The 19,703-nt window shown below is 52.8% G+C and carries 20 protein-coding genes and 1 pseudogene; 7 read left to right on the forward strand and 14 right to left on the reverse strand.

Annotated elements, in window-relative coordinates; genetic code table 11:
• The first annotated feature begins 102 nt into the window (after positions 1-102).
• The 6 genes from M5D89_RS01290 to M5D89_RS01315 all read left to right on the forward strand — a co-directional run bounded on the left by M5D89_RS01290 (position 103) and on the right by M5D89_RS01315 (position 3,815).
• Positions 103-348: a type II toxin-antitoxin system Phd/YefM family antitoxin gene (locus tag M5D89_RS01290; protein WP_248883933.1), complete on the forward strand. Its 246-nt coding sequence runs from the start codon at positions 103-105 to the stop codon at positions 346-348.
• Entirely contained in the window at positions 345-527 is a 183-nt protein-coding gene (locus M5D89_RS01295) for a PIN domain-containing protein (RefSeq protein ID WP_248883934.1), read from the forward strand. Before M5D89_RS01290 ends, M5D89_RS01295 begins: the two co-directional genes overlap by 4 nt.
• 278 nt (positions 528-805) lie before the next feature.
• Positions 806-904, forward strand: a complete 99-nt coding sequence (locus M5D89_RS01300) for a type II toxin-antitoxin system HigB family toxin (RefSeq protein WP_248883935.1) — start codon at positions 806-808, stop codon at positions 902-904.
• An 18-nt stretch (positions 905-922) separates the two neighbouring features.
• A complete protein-coding gene (locus tag M5D89_RS01305) occupies positions 923-1,315 on the forward strand; it encodes a helix-turn-helix domain-containing protein (RefSeq protein ID WP_248883936.1) in 393 nt (130 codons plus the stop codon).
• Between the two features lie 54 nt (positions 1,316-1,369).
• Entirely contained in the window at positions 1,370-2,326 is a 957-nt protein-coding gene (locus M5D89_RS01310) for an IS5 family transposase (protein WP_248886416.1), read from the forward strand.
• A 475-nt stretch (positions 2,327-2,801) separates the two neighbouring features.
• Positions 2,802-3,815: an IS30 family transposase gene (locus M5D89_RS01315; RefSeq protein ID WP_248883937.1), complete on the forward strand. Its 1,014-nt coding sequence runs from the start codon at positions 2,802-2,804 to the stop codon at positions 3,813-3,815.
• Here M5D89_RS01315 and M5D89_RS01320 read toward each other — a convergent pair.
• The 3 genes from M5D89_RS01320 to M5D89_RS01330 form a co-directional block, all read right to left on the reverse strand.
• The gene (locus tag M5D89_RS01320) at positions 3,806-4,042 is read right to left on the reverse strand and encodes a restriction endonuclease (RefSeq protein ID WP_248883938.1); all 237 of its coding nucleotides are present in this window, start codon (positions 4,040-4,042) and stop codon (positions 3,806-3,808) included. The genes M5D89_RS01315 and M5D89_RS01320 overlap by 10 nt on opposite strands.
• A gap of 203 nt (positions 4,043-4,245) precedes the next feature.
• Complete coding sequence (locus tag M5D89_RS01325) at positions 4,246-5,202, reverse strand: IS5 family transposase (RefSeq protein ID WP_248886416.1); 957 nt, start codon at positions 5,200-5,202, stop codon at positions 4,246-4,248.
• A 263-nt stretch (positions 5,203-5,465) separates the two neighbouring features.
• On the reverse strand, positions 5,466-5,960 hold the full coding sequence (locus M5D89_RS01330) for a J domain-containing protein (protein ID WP_248883939.1): 495 nt from the start codon (positions 5,958-5,960) through the stop codon (positions 5,466-5,468).
• Between the two features lie 29 nt (positions 5,961-5,989).
• Here M5D89_RS01330 and M5D89_RS01335 point away from each other — a divergent pair, with 29 nt between their 5' ends.
• Positions 5,990-7,003, forward strand: a complete 1,014-nt coding sequence (locus M5D89_RS01335) for an IS30 family transposase (RefSeq protein WP_248883937.1) — start codon at positions 5,990-5,992, stop codon at positions 7,001-7,003.
• A gap of 97 nt (positions 7,004-7,100) precedes the next feature.
• Here the strand turns inward: M5D89_RS01335 and M5D89_RS01340 are convergent, their stop codons facing one another.
• The 11 genes and pseudogenes from M5D89_RS01340 to M5D89_RS01385 form a co-directional block, all read right to left on the reverse strand.
• Positions 7,101-8,543 (reverse strand): mannose-1-phosphate guanylyltransferase/mannose-6-phosphate isomerase, encoded by a 1,443-nt coding sequence (locus M5D89_RS01340; protein ID WP_248883940.1) that lies wholly within the window; start codon positions 8,541-8,543, stop codon positions 7,101-7,103.
• Between the two features lie 15 nt (positions 8,544-8,558).
• Positions 8,559-10,595 carry an O-antigen ligase family protein gene (locus M5D89_RS01345; RefSeq protein WP_248883941.1) on the reverse strand — a complete coding sequence of 679 codons (2,037 nt, stop codon included), beginning with the start codon at positions 10,593-10,595 and terminating at the stop codon, positions 8,559-8,561.
• Between the two features lie 105 nt (positions 10,596-10,700).
• Positions 10,701-11,624: a glycosyltransferase family 2 protein gene (locus tag M5D89_RS01350; protein ID WP_248883942.1), complete on the reverse strand. Its 924-nt coding sequence runs from the start codon at positions 11,622-11,624 to the stop codon at positions 10,701-10,703.
• Between the two features lie 45 nt (positions 11,625-11,669).
• A complete protein-coding gene (locus M5D89_RS01355) occupies positions 11,670-12,506 on the reverse strand; it encodes a glycosyltransferase family 2 protein (protein ID WP_346347695.1) in 837 nt (278 codons plus the stop codon).
• Position 12,507: 1 nt separating this feature from the next.
• Positions 12,508-13,707 carry an O-antigen polymerase gene (locus M5D89_RS14370; protein WP_431307141.1) on the reverse strand — a complete coding sequence of 400 codons (1,200 nt, stop codon included), beginning with the start codon at positions 13,705-13,707 and terminating at the stop codon, positions 12,508-12,510.
• Between the two features lie 156 nt (positions 13,708-13,863).
• Positions 13,864-14,877 (reverse strand): IS30 family transposase, encoded by a 1,014-nt coding sequence (locus M5D89_RS01360; RefSeq protein ID WP_248883937.1) that lies wholly within the window; start codon positions 14,875-14,877, stop codon positions 13,864-13,866.
• 298 nt (positions 14,878-15,175) lie between these two features.
• Positions 15,176-15,780, reverse strand: a pseudogene (locus M5D89_RS01365) (transposase); the annotation flags it as partial.
• A 53-nt stretch (positions 15,781-15,833) separates the two neighbouring features.
• Complete coding sequence (locus M5D89_RS01370; protein WP_248883944.1) at positions 15,834-16,820, reverse strand: glycosyltransferase family 2 protein; 987 nt, start codon at positions 16,818-16,820, stop codon at positions 15,834-15,836.
• Entirely contained in the window at positions 16,813-17,919 is a 1,107-nt protein-coding gene (gene glf, locus M5D89_RS01375; protein WP_248883945.1) for a UDP-galactopyranose mutase, read from the reverse strand. The genes M5D89_RS01370 and glf overlap by 8 nt, the downstream gene beginning before the upstream one ends.
• Positions 17,916-19,181, reverse strand: a complete 1,266-nt coding sequence (locus tag M5D89_RS01380) for a flippase (RefSeq protein ID WP_248883946.1) — start codon at positions 19,179-19,181, stop codon at positions 17,916-17,918. Before M5D89_RS01380 ends, glf begins: the two co-directional genes overlap by 4 nt.
• On the reverse strand, positions 19,178-19,591 hold the full coding sequence (locus M5D89_RS01385; protein ID WP_248883947.1) for a MarR family EPS-associated transcriptional regulator: 414 nt from the start codon (positions 19,589-19,591) through the stop codon (positions 19,178-19,180). The genes M5D89_RS01380 and M5D89_RS01385 overlap by 4 nt, the downstream gene beginning before the upstream one ends.
• Between the last annotated feature and the right edge of the window lie 112 nt (positions 19,592-19,703).

Below are 19,703 nucleotides of genomic sequence, written 5' to 3' on the forward strand. Positions count from 1 at the left end.
TTTGGAGTAATGCAAACCGAGATTGAAACCTGAGTCCACGCCGGACTGGATTGTCTACGCCCAGTCTATATATTGGTCTATATTGGATGGCAGGAGCAAAGCATGAACATCGAAATTGGATCTTACGAGGCAAAGACAAAGCTGCCGGAGTTGTTGCGAAGCATCAAGACCGGCAATCGCTACACCATCATCCTGCGGGGCGAGGCTGTCGCCGATCTTGTTCCGGCACAAGGAAACAAGCAATCGGATGCCGTGGCGGCTGTAGAGGACATGCTGTCCTATATGCAGGCTCACAAAGCGGGGGCGGGTATCGACCTGAAAGCGATGATCAACGAGGGGCGTGCGTGAATTTTATTCTGGATGCGTCCGTCGCGTTGCTATGGTTGGCACCGCAAAGCAATCCCGCTGGCATCGATTATGCGGTATCCACGCTGAACGCCCTCAGACAATCTCAAGCTGTCGTGCCATCTCTGCTTGCCTTGGAGATTGCCAACGTGATTACCAGCTCGAATCCAAAGCGCTTGTGACCGAAGCCGACTCACAGCGCTACATCGCGGTGCTAGAACGCCTCAACATTTCTGTTGACCCAGCGACAGCGTCACACGCCTTGGGCGACACATTGAATCTCGCTCGCCGCTACAAGCTGTCGGCCAAGGTAATGACTACCGGCTGATCGTGGCCGTGCGGTGCTAGAACGCCTCAACATTTCTGTTGACCCAGCGACAGCGTCACACGCCTTGGGCGACACATTGAATCTCGCTCGCCGCTACAAGCTGTCGGCCAAGGTAATGACTACCGGCTGATCGTGGCCGTTGCGTACAAGTTGCAGATTGTCTACGTGAAGTTTGTCGGTACCCACATAGAATACGACGCAGTGGACGCGAAAACCGTTGAAATGGCCTGATTGGCCACGGAGGAAAGTATGGACATCCGCCCTATCCACACCGAAGCAAACTACAAGGCCACTCTCAAAGAGATCTCCGTCCTGATGGACTCCGATCCTGATTTGGGCACGCCCGATGGTGATCGTCTGGACATCCTGGTCACGTTGGTGCAGGCCTACGAGGCCAGACATGTCCCCATCGCTAAGCCTGATCCGGTGGAGGCCATTAAATTTCGAATGGATCAAAGCGGCCTGTCCGTCAAAGATCTTGAGCCGATTATCGGCAAGAGCAACCGCGTTTACGAAGTGCTGAATCGCAAGCGTCCGCTAACGTTGTCGATGATCCGTAGGCTGCACCAGAGCCTGGGCATCCCAGCCGATGTACTGATTGCAGAGACTTTGGCTAGGGAATCTCTGCACAACTCAATCTGATATAATCTGAGCCATAGCAGCAAGGGACCGGAGGCAATACACATGGCAGGGCAGATGACGTTTGCGGAAAACGCAGGGTTGGAGCGTCGGCACAAGGAGACCAAACGAGAGCGTTTCCTCCGGGAAATGGACCAAGTGGTTCCTTGGCAACGGCTGGTTGCCCTCATTGAGCCCTGTTATCCCAAGGCCGGACCCTGTGGGGGACGCAAACCCATGCCCCTGGAACAGATGCTGCGCATCCATTTCTTGCAGCAATGGTATGCCTACTCCGACCCTGGCATGGAAGAAGCCCTGCACGAAATTCCCTTGCTGCGCTCCTTTGCCGGCATCGACACTGGCCGTGACCTGATCCCCGACGAGTCCACTATTCTGCGTTTTCGTCGCCTGCTGGAAAAGCACGGCTTGGCGCAAAAGATTTTTGCCGAGGTCCAAGAACTGCTGGAGGCCGCGCACCTCATTCTCCAAGAAGGCAAGATGGTGGATGCCACCCTCATTCATGCCCCCAGCTCCACTAAAAACCGTGACCACAAACGGGACCCGGAGATGCATCAAACCAAGAAAGGGAATCAGTGGTATTTCGGCATGAAGGCCCATGTGGCGACGGACACCCAAGGCCTGGTCCAGAGCGTTGAGGTCACGGCCGCCAATGTCCCGGACCATCAAGTGTTGGAAGACCTACTCACCGGCGACGAGCCAGTCGTTCTGGGGGATCGAGGCTACGACTATCCCCAGGTTCACGAATGTCTGAAAGGGCACGGCATTCAGGATGCCGTCGCCCGGCGGCGTTATCCGGGTCAGCAAAAGGGGCTACAAGCCCTGCAGCGCTTCAATCGTAGCGTGGCACGCCTTCGCGCACGGGGGGAACATGCCTTTCGCGTCTTGAAGTGCCAGTTTGGCTTCCGCAAGACCCGCTATCGAGGACTGACCAAGAATGGCGCTCAACTGACCACACTGTTTGCTCTGGTCAACCTCTACATGAAGCGACGAGAGCTATGCTGGCTAAAGGCGTAATCCGTCCAAAGAGGGAAAAATGGGCCAGTGCAGAGGCCGCAGGGTGCCCTTTTGCCCCTCTGGGGCCGAAAATGACGATGTTCGTCGCCGAAAGTCGATCTGTGTGTCAAAAGCCATGCAAAACCCGACGATTTTTAGGGCCAGTTCAGAGGTTCCATAGGTGATCAATCCCCTGGCTCGCAGAGAAAGCTGTACCATAAAACCACGTCCGACGTGGAAATCTGGTACAGCCCCATGATGGGCGCAAATTAGGCACAAATGGGCACAAGTTGCGCCGAATTTCCGATAAGCCAAGCTATAGGAATGTTTTGGTGAAAAACAACTCCTAATGCTTGAGGGGGCGGCAGGTTCCACCAAAACCGGAGTGAGGCAGGCGAACAAAGGCCAGCAGACGGCTAATCCAAGCGCTGGATATACCTGGCGCGCTCAAAAATGAAATGCAACACCTGTGGTCCAAAGGGGCCGGAGGTGGAAGATGGGCAGCAAGTACCAGCAGTTGAGCATGGATGAGAGAAATCGATTGCAGAGAGGATTGAACCAAGGGATGAGCCTGCGGGCCGTGGCGAGAGAGTTACAGCGCCCCCCAAGCACCTTGAGTCGGGAGTATCGCAGAGGCTGGGTGGGCAACAGCTATGACGCCGTAGCGGGGCGGGAGACGGTGTGGGCAAGGAGGCGGCGGGGAACGCGCAAGCTGGTGGCCGGCAATGCCTTGACCGAACGGGTCACCGCCACCATCCTGGAGCGGAAGTGGTCGCCGGAACAGGTGGCCGGGAGGCTGCGTGTGGAACACCCCGAGGACAAGTCCCAACAGGTCAGTCACGAAACGATCTACCAGTATATCTATGCCCACCCCGCAGGAGAGCTGAAGGCGGCACTCATCGATGCGCTGCGCCAAGGGCACCAGAAGCGCCGCCCCCGCAGTCGAGGCAAGGACCGCCGCGGTGGCATACGGAACATGCGTTCCATCCGCGAGCGGCCCGCAGAGGCCGAGGGTCGGGAGGTACCAGGCCATTGGGAAGGGGATCTCATCAAGGGGGCTTTCAACGGCAGTGCCATCGGCACACTGGTCGATCGGAGCAGCCGTTTCGTGATCCTGGCACGGGTCGATGACGCCACAGCGGAATCGATTCTGGAGGGCTTTACCAGGCGGCTACGCACTCTGCCCAAAGCGTTTCGACAGACCCTGACCTACGACCAGGGGCGAGAGATGGCCCGGCATCAGGAACTGGAGCAACGGGTGAGTATTCGGGTGTTTTTCGCTGATCCCCACAGTCCATGGCAACGCCCCACGAACGAAAATACCAATGGCCTGCTGCGGCAATATTTCCCCAAAGGGACGGATTTATCGGGATATTCGCAGCGGCACTTGACGCGGGTAGCGGAAGAGCTAAATAATCGCCCAAGGAAATCTTTGGGATTCCGAACGCCAGCCGAAGTAATGGCACAACAAATCAGGCACTTAAACAACAGTGTTGCACTTCAAAATTGAAACCGCCAGGATTTTCCTGATAGCGCTTCCTGGACTGCATCTACCCCAACCGTTCCTTGCCAACGCTTGGCTTGCACAACGATGCGTCGCTCATTTCTGGTTAGAATCAAATCTCCACCAAAATCACCAGTGGCGGGTGTCTGCTTTACCAAATAGCCCATGGCGGTGAAAAGTCCATCGAGATAGTCCTCAAATTCTGTTCCGCTCATGGCGTCGATCACGGGCATTCGTGCGTCGCCCCATCTCTTTGCCCAAATTTCAGCCTCTGCCCTAAGGAACCTCTGAACTGGCCCTAAAAATCGTCGGGTTTTGCATGGCTTTTGACACACAGATCGACTTTCGGCGACGAACATCGTCATTTTCGGCCCCAGAGGGGCAAAAGGGCACCCTGCGGCCTCTGCACTGGCCCATTTTTCCCTCTTTGGACGGATTACGCCTTTAGCCAGCATAGCTCTCGTCGCTTCATGTAGAGGTTGACCAGAGCAAACAGTGTGGTCAGTTGAGCGCCATTCTTGGTCAGTCCTCGATAGCGGGTCTTGCGGAAGCCAAACTGGCACTTCAAGACGCGAAAGGCATGTTCCCCCCGTGCGCGAAGGCGTGCCACGCTACGATTGAAGCGCTGCAGGGCTTGTAGCCCCTTTTGCTGACCCGGATAACGCCGCCGGGCGACGGCATCCTGAATGCCGTGCCCTTTCAGACATTCGTGAACCTGGGGATAGTCGTAGCCTCGATCCCCCAGAACGACTGGCTCGTCGCCGGTGAGTAGGTCTTCCAACACTTGATGGTCCGGGACATTGGCGGCCGTGACCTCAACGCTCTGGACCAGGCCTTGGGTGTCCGTCGCCACATGGGCCTTCATGCCGAAATACCACTGATTCCCTTTCTTGGTTTGATGCATCTCCGGGTCCCGTTTGTGGTCACGGTTTTTAGTGGAGCTGGGGGCATGAATGAGGGTGGCATCCACCATCTTGCCTTCTTGGAGAATGAGGTGCGCGGCCTCCAGCAGTTCTTGGACCTCGGCAAAAATCTTTTGCGCCAAGCCGTGCTTTTCCAGCAGGCGACGAAAACGCAGAATAGTGGACTCGTCGGGGATCAGGTCACGGCCAGTGTCGATGCCGGCAAAGGAGCGCAGCAAGGGAATTTCGTGCAGGGCTTCTTCCATGCCAGGGTCGGAGTAGGCATACCATTGCTGCAAGAAATGGATGCGCAGCATCTGTTCCAGGGGCATGGGTTTGCGTCCCCCACAGGGTCCGGCCTTGGGATAACAGGGCTCAATGAGGGCAACCAGCCGTTGCCAAGGAACCACTTGGTCCATTTCCCGGAGGAAACGCTCTCGTTTGGTCTCCTTGTGCCGACGCTCCAACCCTGCGTTTTCCGCAAACGTCATCTGCCCTGCCATGTGTATTGCCTCCGGTCCCTTGCTGCTATGGCTCAGATTATATCAGATTGAGTTGTGCAGAGATTCCCTAATGCAATCAGCTTTTTCAATGCGCGCGTTCAAAAACTGTATCGTTTGGTCAATGGGGTTATTCTTCTGCTGTTTTGGTGGTTCACAAACCATAACCTGTAACTTCTTTTTTCGACGGTTCTGGTAGTATCGAATGCAGAAGTAGGATACAACCCCGAAAACGATAATTATCCATAAGCTATTCATGATTTAGCCTGCTTCTGGCGCCATTCTTCTAAAGTGATCTTGCGCTCTGATATTTGCTGCATAAGTGTCACAGAAAGATCTGCGAGAGCATCCCCGCCATCCGCATCGGCCTCCTCAACCCTTTTCATCAGCATAAAATAATCGTCAGCATGGAGAGCCTCAAGTTCTCTGCTAATCTCATCAATGCGACGACGCATCTGTGCGAGCTTTCTGATGACCTTTATCATCCTAGATCCAACATCTTCACCCTTGATACTTTCAGGGTCCTCTCCGAATTCGGTAATTATGGTCTGGATGGTTGCCAAGTCACACTGCTCATAGGCTAGGTTTAACCTGGTCATAAAGGTGTGGCGTCGTTCCTTTTCTGTTTGGTCGGTAGCAAGGTCTGGGTGCATCATCTTTGCCCCCGTGCGAAACGCCTGCTTAACCTCTCGTGTCGGTTCTTTGGGAGGACCGGATAGCTGGGCGCGCTCAAAAATGAAATGCAACACCTGTGGTCCAAAGGGGCCGGAGGTGGAAGATGGGCAGCAAGTACCAGCAGTTGAGCATGGATGAGAGAAATCGATTGCAGAGAGGATTGAACCAAGGGATGAGCCTGCGGGCCGTGGCGAGAGAGTTACAGCGCCCCCCAAGCACCTTGAGTCGGGAGTATCGCAGAGGCTGGGTGGGCAACAGCTATGACGCCGTAGCGGGGCGGGAGACGGTGTGGGCAAGGAGGCGGCGGGGAACGCGCAAGCTGGTGGCCGGCAATGCCTTGACCGAACGGGTCACCGCCACCATCCTGGAGCGGAAGTGGTCGCCGGAACAGGTGGCCGGGAGGCTGCGTGTGGAACACCCCGAGGACAAGTCCCAACAGGTCAGTCACGAAACGATCTACCAGTATATCTATGCCCACCCCGCAGGAGAGCTGAAGGCGGCACTCATCGATGCGCTGCGCCAAGGGCACCAGAAGCGCCGCCCCCGCAGTCGAGGCAAGGACCGCCGCGGTGGCATACGGAACATGCGTTCCATCCGCGAGCGGCCCGCAGAGGCCGAGGGTCGGGAGGTACCAGGCCATTGGGAAGGGGATCTCATCAAGGGGGCTTTCAACGGCAGTGCCATCGGCACACTGGTCGATCGGAGCAGCCGTTTCGTGATCCTGGCACGGGTCGATGACGCCACAGCGGAATCGATTCTGGAGGGCTTTACCAGGCGGCTACGCACTCTGCCCAAAGCGTTTCGACAGACCCTGACCTACGACCAGGGGCGAGAGATGGCCCGGCATCAGGAACTGGAGCAACGGGTGAGTATTCGGGTGTTTTTCGCTGATCCCCACAGTCCATGGCAACGCCCCACGAACGAAAATACCAATGGCCTGCTGCGGCAATATTTCCCCAAAGGGACGGATTTATCGGGATATTCGCAGCGGCACTTGACGCGGGTAGCGGAAGAGCTAAATAATCGCCCAAGGAAATCTTTGGGATTCCGAACGCCAGCCGAAGTAATGGCACAACAAATCAGGCACTTAAACAACAGTGTTGCACTTCAAAATTGAAACCGCCCCTTGCTTGTCCTCGCTCATTAGCTTTCCTCACACTCACTATAGCTACAAATAATTCGCAAGTCCTATAGCGTAAGTACCCTTCCCGCGCTCACTGAGAGGCACGGCCGTAGACATCGTCAAAACGCACGATATCGTCTTCTCCCAAATACTCTCCGCTTTGCACTTCGATCATCACCAAATCCACGACGCCAGGGTTGATCAAGCGATGCGCGTTTCCCGCCGGGATGTAGGTTGACTCATTGGTCAGTACCAGCCGTTCTTCCTCGCCATTGACAATTTTCGCGGTGCCGGAAACCACAATCCAATGCTCACTCCGGTGGTGATGCATCTGCAGAGATAGGGCGGCTCCGGGTTTGACGAGAATCCGTTTGATCTTGAAGCGCGGCCCTTCCTCCAGGACGGTATACGTACCCCAGGGGCGATAAACCGTTCGGTGCAGATCAAAACTCTCATGCCCACGACGCTTCAGCTCTGTAACAATCTTTTTGACCTCCTGGTCGCGATCTTTGTGAGCGACCAAGAGTGCGTCTGGGGTATCCACCACAACCAGGTCATCGACTCCCAGCAAAGCGGTCAGCCGTACTTGGCCATGGACAATGCAATTTTTGCTGTCCTGGACGACACTCTCACCCAGCACGCGATTCCCTGCGTCATCCAGATCCATCAACTGCCCAAACGCGCTCCAAGAGCCAATGTCGCTCCAGGTGAAGGCAGCAGGAACCATCGCCACATTCTCTGCGCGCTCCATGACGGCATAGTCGATGGAAATATCCTCAAGAGTCGCAAAGTCTGCCGCCATCTCACAAAAGTCACTCGACCGGCGCCCCTTTTCCCATGCCTCGCGCACGCCATTCAACAAAGCTGGCTGCCACCGCTCCATCGCCTGCAAAAACACATCGGCACGCATGCAAAACATGCCACTGTTCCAAAAATGCCGACCGTCGACCAAAAAGGCCTTTGCGGTGGAGGCATCTGGCTTTTCAACAAAACGACGCACCGCAAAGCCCACCTCCGCACTAGCCAAAACCAACGCCTCGCCGGCCTCGATATAACCGTAGCCCGTCTCTGGGCGACTCGGCTGGACGCCAAATGTCACTAGGTACCCTTCACTGGCGAGTGTCGCAGCATTTGCAACGGCTGCCGCAAATGCTTCTTGATCCTGAATCAGGTGGTCTGCCGGCAACACCAAGAGCAATGATTCTTCACCATTGTTCGCCGCCGCTTCAAACGCAGCAGCAGTAATGGCTGGAGCGGTATTTCGGCCTTCCGGCTCGAGCAGAAAATTGGCATTTACCAGGCCATTTTTCGCGTACTGCGCATAGATATCCCGTGTCTGAAAATAATATTCACGATTGGTTACCGTTAGCCACCGCTCGACTCCTGGCAGCATCAAGGCGCGCTGCAGAGTCTTGCCAAGCAGCGTCTCTCCGTCTGGCAGCGTCAAGAATGGCTTTGGATAACTCCGGCGCGATAGCGGCCAGAGACGAGTTCCAGCTCCACCAGCAACAATCACCGGCAATACACTTTTCATACAGTCCTTCCTTCGTCATCCATCAGACGTACTTCGCGCTTTATGCCCAATTTGCCGCAACAGGTCCAGGGCCGGGGCAAAATCCGGCTGATCCTTCAGGCTTGCCTGCAGGCTGTGGATGGCCGCCGGGGCATCGTGGGCTAGTTGCCACTGGTCGCGGGCAATGACCCATTCCAGCACCGCTCGCGGCTCGGGGAAGAGTGGTCGCGCCAGACCGGCTTCTAAAAAGGCGATGCCGCCTTGGACATCGCCACGAGCGAAAAAGGCGTTGCTGGCGATCTCACTGCGCAGATTGATGCTTTCGGGCTCGATAGCCAGCCCCTTGCGCCAAGCCAGCAAGGCCTTGTCCCGCGCCTGGGTGGGCGACAGGCCCAGAATCGCAGCATTCTGGCTGTAGACATTGCCGATGGCGTTATAGACCCCCGCCTGCCGGGTGATACCTACCAGCGATTGGCGATATTGCTGCAAGGCCGCCTCCAGCAGCACCCGCTTCTGCGCCTCGGGCATTGCCCGGTCCGTCACCGCCAGGTTCTGGTAAGCATTGCCCATATAGACCCAGGGCTGGGTGGCCAGAGGCCGCGCCACTTCCAAAAAGCGCGCGGCACGCATCAAAAACACCGCCCGCGTGTTGGCATTGGGCAGGAAGGTATTGAGCCAGCCATTGGCGCTGAACAGTCCGTAGACCGCCGCATCCAGGGCCAGAAACCAGATTACCGCGGCAATCACCAAGACCAGCGCCAGGCGTGGGATGCTCGCATGGATGATACCCATGCGCGGCAGCAGCGGCGCCGTCTCCTCACCCGAACCATACAGATGCCAGGCCATGGCCAGGAAGAGCCCACCCAGGATGCTCAGGGGCAGGTTGTAAAAAATGAAATTGCCCAAAGCATGGCCGGTGATGGCAAAGACCCCCAGGACTAGGCCAATGGCCCAGTAGCGGCGCGCTTCCGTAATGACCAGGCTCCGGCCCGCACGAAAGATCAACTTGTAGAGGGCGTACATCAGCGCCCCAGCAAAGGCCAGCAAAAACCCCAGGTTGATCACGCCACCCTCGGCCAGATATTCGATGTAGTCGTTATGGGCGTAGGTTCCCGCCGAGGCCAGTTCTCCCGGCAAACGGTAGGCAGGATAGTAGAGGAAATAGCTGCCCAGGCCGGTGCCCAGGTAGGGATGGGCGAGGAAGATGTGCCAGGTGGCAATCCACATCAGGCCGCGGGAGACGGTACTTGCCTGGGACGCAATGAAACCTGGCGCTAAATGCCCAATCATGTCGTAATGATGCAGATAGCCAAAGAGGGCATAACTGGCCAAGACCATACCCCAAACCAAGGCCATGCGAGGCCAGTATTTTGGCGTCTTGCGCAACGCAACCATGGCGATCGCCATGGTAAAGACCCACGCTAGGGCACCCCCGCGACTGTAGGTTGCCCAAAAGGCAAAGGTGAGGAACAGCAGGGTCAGGAGTAGGAACAGGGCGTAAGCATCAACACCCTTGCCCTGCCGTTGCCCGTCTCGGTGGAAGTAACGGAACAGAACAGGGAAGTAGAGCAGGTTCATCCAGGCAGCGAAGCTGTTGGTGTCCATGAGGGGGCCCTTGACCCGCAACACAAACTCGGCTTCCCCGCGATCCATCGCTGAAAAATATTGGCTTAAAGCTAGGAAACTCAAGACCCAAGCGAGTAGCAATACCCCATGCCACAACCAAGGCATGATGCGTTCTCGCTCCGTTGGCAACATGCAGGCGTAGCCCAAAAACGCCAATGGGAGCGAGCCCAAGGTCCAAAAATAGAACCAACTACTGTAGGGCTCAGTGCTCCAGAACAAGGTCAGCCAGAACCAGACAAACCAGACGAGCATGAAGAGGGGCACGAATCCCTTTGGCCAGGGCAAACCCGCCCCCAAGCGCGGCCATAGCGCCGCACCGACCCAGAGCAGCAAGAATGCCGAACTCAAGACCAGCAAGGGGATGACCTGCCCGTTATAGTACCAACTGCTCAGGTAGGCGAGCAGCGGAAGTGCGATAAGAATGGGGGAGCGCAGCAAGAAATTCATGGGACCCTGATCGGTTTAAGAAACGGCACGTCACGCAAGATAGACGGGACCAAGCGATTTTGCCAACAACTCGGTCAGGCGGGTATCAGGCCAGCCGGTCCCTTATCATTGGTCCTTCCAATATCCACGATGCATACTGAGCTTCTGCTTGATGGACAGTGGCAACCGTTGTGAATGCTGTCCGATCTTGTAGCCAATAAGTTTTGCCGCCGTACGAACGACCGCCGACGGCAACAGCCACGGAGCACGACGCGCAAGATAAGCAAACTCTGAACGCACAAAGCGGGCCCCCTCACCTTCAGGCTTGCCGAATTCTTCCAAGATCCAATGCTGGTCTTGGTGCAGAACGCCAATATCGAAATATCGCTTGAACTCTTGCCGGATGGTGTAGGCATGGGAGTGATAGACTTGGGCATCTGCCTGATAAGCAACGAGCCATCCAGCCTGTAGCATGCGTGCTGCGACTACCATGTCTTCCCCCAGGATAAGCTTCTTGGGGAATCCACCAACTTGCATAAGCGCTGCCCTGCGGTAGGCTGAGAAAGAATTAGAGATAAATGCTGCTTTTATACCATATCTAGATTTATCATCAAAGCTACGAACATGAGATTGATCTGGGTAATTGAAAAGTCGCACATGTGCTTCCACAGCTCCAGCCCCAGGTCTTGGCAGCTGGCGCCCGTATACTGCTCCTACGTGAGGGTCATCAAACGCTGCCACTAGCCGAGAAACAGCCTTTTGATCTGCGAGCACTGCATCCTGAGTTAGGTAAACAAAAATATCGAAGTCCTGGCATATTTCAACAACCATCTGTCGGGTGCCGCCATGATCAAATTCACCTTGAACTATAGATATAATTTCATAAGAATAGCTCTTCGCAATATCTAAAGACCCATCGGACGAGCCGGAATCAACGATACACACATGTTCTTGCCGAGGCTCCTGTTGCGATAATGCGAACAAACAGTTCACAAATAGCTGGCCCCCATTCCACACAGGCATGACAATCAACAGCTTAATTTTTTCCAAAATTAACTCCATCCATACAACTAATAACTCGCGACGGAACGAGGATTAATAAAACAATCTATTAATTGAGTAATAAGCTTTTATCGCAACCCACATGACAAACGGCATCTTCATCCCAGCCGCACGGGCTTGGCGGTAGACCGATACAATATTTTCAATCGTCAGACCCAGATTAAAGATTTTTCCACCCACATGCCTAAGTCCATATTTTTGATGTCCTATTGTGTTACTTTGGTGCTGCCGATACCTGATCGTGGGCAGATCAACAAACGCGACGCTTCCACCTGCTTGCAGAGTCTTCAAACCAATCCACCAATCATGCATTATAGCTTCTTCCGGCATGCAATGCCCCAACTCCGCAGCCTTTTTATTGATCAGCATAGTGCATCCAGTAATGTTATTAACAAAAAAAAGTAAATTTTTATCTTTACTGTTTTTTCTTAGCCTCTGCGACCAAAACATAGACGGTGAGATTATATCAAGATTCTGATCAACCACCTCAAGATCAGTGTGAACAATTATTGGCACGTCAACATAAGCCTTCTCTGCTGCCATCATTGCATCAAGACTCACCTCTATTTTCTTATCCATCCATACGTCATCCTGATCACAAAACATAACATATTGAGACCGAGAGATTTGAAGCAGGTGTTGGAAGTTTCTCTTTGCGCTACCAAAACTTATTCCATCATTGATTATGAAAATTTTTTCTGGATTATTCCTCCTAAACTCTTCAACAATCACCATAGTAGCATCCGACGAACTGTCATCATGAACCATAAGACGCCAGCCCGTATATGTCTGCGCTAAAATTGACTGTATCAGCTCTCGCACATACCGCTCACCATTATATGTTGCCAAAAGAATATCTATCGAGCACACCTTATATGACCTTAAAAGAGCCAAACCGAAAACGAAACAATGATAATATTAGAATAATCTCGGTTATGATCGTTATGTTTATCATCATGTTCCAAAAAAATGAAAGCGCTATTGATGAAAGAATGATTGCATTTATTGCTTGATACAAAGGCTTCCGTCTAGCAATGGATTTAAAATTAACATACCCAGAAGTAACACCGATAATAAAATAATATAACGCCACCCCAACCCAACCAAAATCGAGATATGGTATAGCTGCCGCAGTTGCCATATTATTCAAAGGTGATGAGAATATCGCGTCGACAGGATTATAAAGGCTGTCAAATGTACTAATATGGAATATTTCTACCATAATTGGCGGGAGAGAACTAGATAATGTCATAGCTCCAAGATACAGGTGGTGAAAATTTTGAATTATCACAATCATATTCGACAAAGGCAAAGATAGATATGAAAAAAACCAAAGAAAGAGGGTGGGGACGAATTGGTACGATCTCTTAATTTCCATCACACTTAGAAAGACTTCACTTCCAGATCTTACATCTCCCCATAACCCAAATAAAATAATAATAATAATTATAAATGACGACACTTTAAGAATAAGTTTCCGGTTAAACTTCAGCCTGTGCCTGTAGATGTATAGAAAAAAGAACTGCAATATTCCTTGAATCAGGAACCCTCTGCTAACAAACAATACGAGCGTCATTACAGACATGATTACTACGGATATGAACAATATTCTCTTTTTTATGTGAAACACAGAGATCATTATTATACCCATTGCAGATGCGAATAGTGGATATTTAAAGAACCCATAATTTAAGTAATTATATTTGCTCTGCAACCCCATCGCTGCCGTTAAAAATGGCGGAAGCCCAAATCTAACTATATTTAATGCAGCAACTAAAATCATTATAACCGTTAACACCCACAAAACAGAGATAGCTTTCTTATATTCGAAATCTTTTTGGATAAAGTCAACTCTTTTAATTACGCCATCCTTGAACACTAGAAATCCAGATATAAGGACTCCTACTGAAAACGGAACTATCGACATAATAAATAAACTTATGACTATGACGAAAGAATTAAACGTATATATTTGTAGACGAGAGTATGGAATTAGGTAGACCAACAACTGACTAACCAATGATACCAAAAGCACAACTATTGGAAGTAAGGCCAACGTACGTATATTCACTATTTAATCAATCCGATAAATATTAGGAAAATTATTTGCTACCATATCCACATGATCTGCCTAATAAACGATTACAGGTTCCGCAACATTTCAAGTGGTTAGCCCTAAATCCGGACAACCTAGACTCAGGCAGCTCCTCTCGATAACCTGGCGGTTTCAATTTTGAAGTGCAACACTGTTGTTTAAGTGCCTGATTTGTTGTGCCATTACTTCGGCTGGCGTTCGGAATCCCAAAGATTTCCTTGGGCGATTATTTAGCTCTTCCGCTACCCGCGTCAAGTGCCGCTGCGAATATCCCGATAAATCCGTCCCTTTGGGGAAATATTGCCGCAGCAGGCCATTGGTATTTTCGTTCGTGGGGCGTTGCCATGGACTGTGGGGATCAGCGAAAAACACCCGAATACTCACCCGTTGCTCCAGTTCCTGATGCCGGGCCATCTCTCGCCCCTGGTCGTAGGTCAGGGTCTGTCGAAACGCTTTGGGCAGAGTGCGTAGCCGCCTGGTAAAGCCCTCCAGAATCGATTCCGCTGTGGCGTCATCGACCCGTGCCAGGATCACGAAACGGCTGCTCCGATCGACCAGTGTGCCGATGGCACTGCCGTTGAAAGCCCCCTTGATGAGATCCCCTTCCCAATGGCCTGGTACCTCCCGACCCTCGGCCTCTGCGGGCCGCTCGCGGATGGAACGCATGTTCCGTATGCCACCGCGGCGGTCCTTGCCTCGACTGCGGGGGCGGCGCTTCTGGTGCCCTTGGCGCAGCGCATCGATGAGTGCCGCCTTCAGCTCTCCTGCGGGGTGGGCATAGATATACTGGTAGATCGTTTCGTGACTGACCTGTTGGGACTTGTCCTCGGGGTGTTCCACACGCAGCCTCCCGGCCACCTGTTCCGGCGACCACTTCCGCTCCAGGATGGTGGCGGTGACCCGTTCGGTCAAGGCATTGCCGGCCACCAGCTTGCGCGTTCCCCGCCGCCTCCTTGCCCACACCGTCTCCCGCCCCGCTACGGCGTCATAGCTGTTGCCCACCCAGCCTCTGCGATACTCCCGACTCAAGGTGCTTGGGGGGCGCTGTAACTCTCTCGCCACGGCCCGCAGGCTCATCCCTTGGTTCAATCCTCTCTGCAATCGATTTCTCTCATCCATGCTCAACTGCTGGTACTTGCTGCCCATCTTCCACCTCCGGCCCCTTTGGACCACAGGTGTTGCATTTCATTTTTGAGCGCGCCCCTTCTTGTCGGTGCGTTAACCCGCGCGCCTTAGACTTGGCGACCTGCAGCTGACTATAGGATCCCTCCAGGATGCCGCCGGTGATGTGCCTGTCGAACCAGCACAGATTAGCGCCCCTAGTGACCCATGAGGGCGAGGAAACCCTTATCCAGAGGACGGTAATCGCCGGCCTTGGCTGCTTCCTTCCATTCGTTAAGCTCGGTGGCCCCTCATAATGATTCTGTATGGCTAAAGTTTTCGTGACACTTGAGGCAAAGCAAACAATAGTCTGGGCATCCGTGCCAGGTGTAGCAAAAGGCAGGGGCTTGGCCAGAAGATCCGCAAAATGCGTGGTGTAGTCATGACCGCGATGACTACTGGTTTCATCCATGCCCACGGAATACACGTCGGAGAGGGCTGGCAGGGTAGAGCGTGTCATTTTCACGTAATAATCGATGACTCGCCAGAAGTGCTGGCATATCTCCCCGAACAACTGAGCCATAGTCTTGATTGGCATCTCTCCCACCATAACCATCACTAGGGCGTCATAGAGCAAGTTGAAGCATGACCCTTCCCGTGCCCATGGAAGGAAAACCAAGTGACCTCCTTGCTCCGGGCACTTCACGCGTGGCACCCGGGCATGGAGATAGGCCGCATGCTGAAAGACATCAAGTGACGCCTCACCTTATCCTGCACGTCCTGGACAGGGCAGCTCTGCGAACATACCGGGCAGGGAAAGCGGCTGCGTCTCGAAGAATCTGCAAAGAGATCTAGATGCTCGTCCTCAACCGAGAAACGTACATCCTCCACCGCCCACGGGGAATCAACGCCCATCGCAGCCGTGAAGATCTGTTTCCCTTGCCTCATCTTTGTTGCCTCTCCCAAGATGCCATCGTTAACATTGTTGTGTACCCGCACCGTTATAATCTTTCGAGAAGCTTACTTTTAAACGTTTGCAGAAGTCGTGCTGGCTTATCATTATCGAATTCTCCAACCCACCCATCAATGACCGCATTAATATAAAAGCGTATTCTTATTAGTTTATGGTCGTCATAGATTAGAATCCCGACCACTCTTTTAAAATGAAACAACCCGACGCAGGATAACAAAGTGGCCACCCCGCATTTGGAGTTCCTCTGAAGCCATGTGTAGTTTCTCACCCCATAGTAAGAGATCCATAGGCCAGAAATAGAATGCCTATTGCTTTTTCTACCAAATAAGGAAGCGCTTTGATAACGAGTTCCCCTGCCATCTTTGTGCACAATAATACTCTCTGGCACCATACATATATTACCAATTTGTCTAAGCCTTGTACAGTATTCTACGTCATCATAATGTATGAATAATTCCCTTTTTGGATATCCAATTTCTGCTATCGCTATCGAGCTAACCAATATCCCAACAAAAGATGCATGGTCTATAAAGATCGGGCCTACCAAATCCCTATCTGATATTGGCCTAATTATCGCACTGCTACGACAAAAATTAAACCAGCCCCGATGGCCATACTGCGGCCTTCCATCCTCACCAACCTTCAAGTTAGCAAAGGCGACCACCCCATCAAACTGCCCAAAATGATTACTAACCTTAGTCAAGGCATCAGTGTTTGGCTCGGCATCATCATCCATCAACCACAACCAATCGTATCCTGCTTCGTAGCCGCGCTTTACACCCTCATAAAACCCACCGGCACCGCCCGTATTCTCCGACAAGCGTACATAATCGATTTTGTTATTGGGAAGATAGCCCCGCTCTGTAAGAAACTCTGGTGTCCCGTCAGTGCTGGCGTTGTCAATCACGATAATTTTATCAACAGTCCTTGTCTGGCCAAGGAGCGCATCCAAACATTCACAAAGGAGTACCTTTCGATTGAATGTCACGACTACCGCTACGACGGTATCAGCCACGTTGGATTTCCTCCAGTAAAGTCCTAGCAGATTTCAGCGCTGCAGCTACCACCTGATCCATATTGTAGTATCGATACTGCGCCAAGCGCCCGACGAAACTCACGTTGCGTTCTTGCTCGGCGAGCGATTTATATTTTTGGTAAAGTGCCTCGTTTTCAGGTCGAGGAACCGGGTAATAAGGATCGCCCTCATCTTGGGGGTATTCGCGAACAATGGATGTACCTGTATGTACCTGCCCGGTGAGATGCTTAAACTCGGTTATGCGGGTGTAGGCATGATCGTTGGGGTAGTTAACGGTACCGACTTCTTGATAATGCTCTGATTGTGCAAGATGTTGATGTTCGAATCGTAAAGATCGGTACGGCAGTTTGCCATATCGATAGTGGAAGAAGGCGTCAATGGGCCCGGTATAGATGGTGTGTACAAACTCCTTTGCATTTTTGATCTGTGCGTAGTCCGTGCCGACCTGCACATGGATATTCGGATGATCGAGCATCCGCTCGAACATCGCGGTATAGCCCTCTCGGGGCATGGCCTGGAAGGTATCCGTGAAGTACCGATCGTCATCATTGCAACGGGTAGGTATGCGTGATGCGACACCGGCGCTCAACTCGCTTAAATCGAGACCCCATTGTTTTCGGGTGTAACCTCGGAAAAACTTCTCACACAGGTCACTACCTACACTGTTTAGAACCACATCCTCACTGCTCTGTATCGTATCTCGCGGAACACGTACGCGTTCTAGATAGTGTTGCACCCCGGCTTCATCCAGATCAAGGCCATACAGGCCATTGATGGTACGTCGATTGATGGGGATGGGATATAAGTTTTCCTCGACTTGAGCGAGAACGCGGTGCTCGTACGGGCGCCATTCGGTGAATTGGGAAAGCCACGCAAACACTTTTTCGGAGTTTGTGTGGAAGATATGCGGTCCATAAGGATGGATCAGCACTCCCGCATCGTCATACCTATCGAAGGCGTTTCCACCGATATGGGGACGTTTATCAATTAGGAGAATCGAATACCCGGCCTCCGCCATTTCCCGCGCGCACACGCTACCCGCAAAACCTGAGCCCACTATCAGCAAGGTCTGATTCATGCAGCCTCCGGACGAAATCGATGCAAATGAATACCTTTCCGTTCCAGCACTATAGCCATGGTAGCGGTCACGAATATTTCTGTAAAAAGCATAGACATTGCCGCTCCATTTCCTTGAAATATCGATGCCAATGGAATGACCAGAATCATATTGAGTGCCGCAGATGCCAACAAAATGCGACTGAATATTTTATTCATTTCAAAAGTGAGCATGGTTTGTATGCCATACACATTACTTAACGCAATGATGAAGGGTAATAAAGCCAACCAACGCAAGATCGATACCGCTGCGACGTACTGTGCCCCCAGAATGACTTGCACTAGCCAAGGGGCACCGAACAGTACTACCAGCGAGACCAGCAACGATCCTGCCGCCAGATATCGCAATATATTCCGTATGAACCGCAAGGCTTGCTCCTGCGATTGGGTACGCAAGGCACTGATGTGCGGATAGATGGCCTGACTCACCGGGGTGAGCAATCCTTGTGCTGCCTGAACGATTTTGTTGGCGGCACTGAAATATCCAACCGCGACTGGGCCAGCGATAAGCCCTAATACGAAGGTGTTGCTACTGGTGTAGACGTTGATAGCAGCAGTGGACAGAAACACGTGCCAGCCCGCGACCAACTGTTGCCGCAGCAAGCCAATACTCGGTACCTGGATTTTTATGCGCTGCACTCTTTTCAAGGTCCACCACGCAGGTAGTGCAGCCAACAGCACCGGCGCAGACTGGATCGCTGCCGCCAACACATAATCATTGGGTCGGCGGATATATACAAAGATCGCGGACGTTGTCACCAAGCGCGCGCCAACGTTCATCCAGGTGATATCGCGCATGCGCTCCAGCCCCTGAAACAGCCAAGTGGGGAACAAAGTTGCTCCCAGTACACTCAGATATACCACCAAATAGAGTGGCCAATGCTGATGAAAGGTGGGAACAAGCCACAGCAATGCCATCAGGGCGCCGAAGCCAAGGACCGCCAGGAGCAGTTTGATGGTCAGCACCGAGCTTACAATCGCCCCAAGCTTGTCCGCATTACCCCTATGCACCGCAATGTCACGTGTCGCACTGAGATTAAATCCATAGTCCGTCGCAACAATAAAATACTGCATAAACGCCTGAGAAAAGGCGATCAACCCGAATTTTTCCGGACCCAACACCCGTACCAAATAAGGCAGCGTCACTAGCGGCAGGATATAATTTGCTCCCTGCAAAGTAAAAAGCGAGGCCATGTTACCCAGCAAGCGGCGGCGGTCGCTCATCGCCCTTCCCCCTGCTGCAGGGGCGACACGTCCTCCATACCCTCCACCTCCCGCCGCAACACCTTGATCTCGTCTTGGAGGGCATCATATTCCTCCATCTTTCGTTGCAAGAAGCGGACGGTAACGCGGGCCTTCTCTTGCACGCCCTCGGGGGTAAGCAGGTAGGCGTAGCTGCCTTTGTTCGGGCTACGGCGGAAGTTGCCAGCCTTGATCAGACCTTTTTCTACCAGGGCATTGAGGCAATAGTTGGCCTTACCCAGGCTGATGCCCACCGCGGCAGCCAGTTCCCGCTGGGTGCAGTCGGGGTGCTCCGTAAGGTACTTGAGCAGGCGGTAGCGAGTGCTGTCGTCGAGCATGGCCTTGTTCATCAGTTGAACTTGATGCGCACGATAGTGCCCGGCCATAGGCATGTCAAGCCTCTGCCTCCGCCGAGCATTCTAAAAGTGCTCCAAAACTGATTGAGATATACGGAATAGTATGGTTTACTGTTATGCTCTTGGTCGCAACAATGGCTACTAGGCA

This window comes from Acidithiobacillus acidisediminis (assembly GCF_023277115.1).
Lineage (GTDB): Bacteria > Pseudomonadota > Gammaproteobacteria > Acidithiobacillales > Acidithiobacillaceae > Igneacidithiobacillus > Igneacidithiobacillus acidisediminis.

Bases quoted from the DNA above. Each gene is read 5' to 3' on its own strand.
- M5D89_RS01385 (WP_248883947.1), bottom strand. From the start codon at position 19,591: ATGCCTATGGCCGGGCACTATCGTGCGCATCAAGTTCAACTGATGAAC.
- M5D89_RS01335 (WP_248883937.1), top strand. From the start codon at position 5,990: ATGGGCAGCAAGTACCAGCAGTTGAGCATGGATGAGAGAAATCGATTG.
- M5D89_RS01310 (WP_248886416.1), top strand. From the start codon at position 1,370: ATGACGTTTGCGGAAAACGCAGGGTTGGAGCGTCGGCACAAGGAGACC.
- M5D89_RS01290 (WP_248883933.1), top strand. From the start codon at position 103: ATGAACATCGAAATTGGATCTTACGAGGCAAAGACAAAGCTGCCGGAG.
- glf (WP_248883945.1), bottom strand. From the start codon at position 17,919: ATGAATCAGACCTTGCTGATAGTGGGCTCAGGTTTTGCGGGTAGCGTG.
- M5D89_RS01360 (WP_248883937.1), bottom strand. From the start codon at position 14,877: ATGGGCAGCAAGTACCAGCAGTTGAGCATGGATGAGAGAAATCGATTG.
- M5D89_RS01305 (WP_248883936.1), top strand. From the start codon at position 923: ATGGACATCCGCCCTATCCACACCGAAGCAAACTACAAGGCCACTCTC.
- M5D89_RS01325 (WP_248886416.1), bottom strand. From the start codon at position 5,202: ATGACGTTTGCGGAAAACGCAGGGTTGGAGCGTCGGCACAAGGAGACC.
- M5D89_RS01315 (WP_248883937.1), top strand. From the start codon at position 2,802: ATGGGCAGCAAGTACCAGCAGTTGAGCATGGATGAGAGAAATCGATTG.
- M5D89_RS01340 (WP_248883940.1), bottom strand. From the start codon at position 8,543: ATGAAAAGTGTATTGCCGGTGATTGTTGCTGGTGGAGCTGGAACTCGT.
- M5D89_RS01345 (WP_248883941.1), bottom strand. From the start codon at position 10,595: ATGAATTTCTTGCTGCGCTCCCCCATTCTTATCGCACTTCCGCTGCTC.
- M5D89_RS01380 (WP_248883946.1), bottom strand. From the start codon at position 19,181: ATGAGCGACCGCCGCCGCTTGCTGGGTAACATGGCCTCGCTTTTTACT.
- M5D89_RS01320 (WP_248883938.1), bottom strand. From the start codon at position 4,042: ATGCCCGTGATCGACGCCATGAGCGGAACAGAATTTGAGGACTATCTC.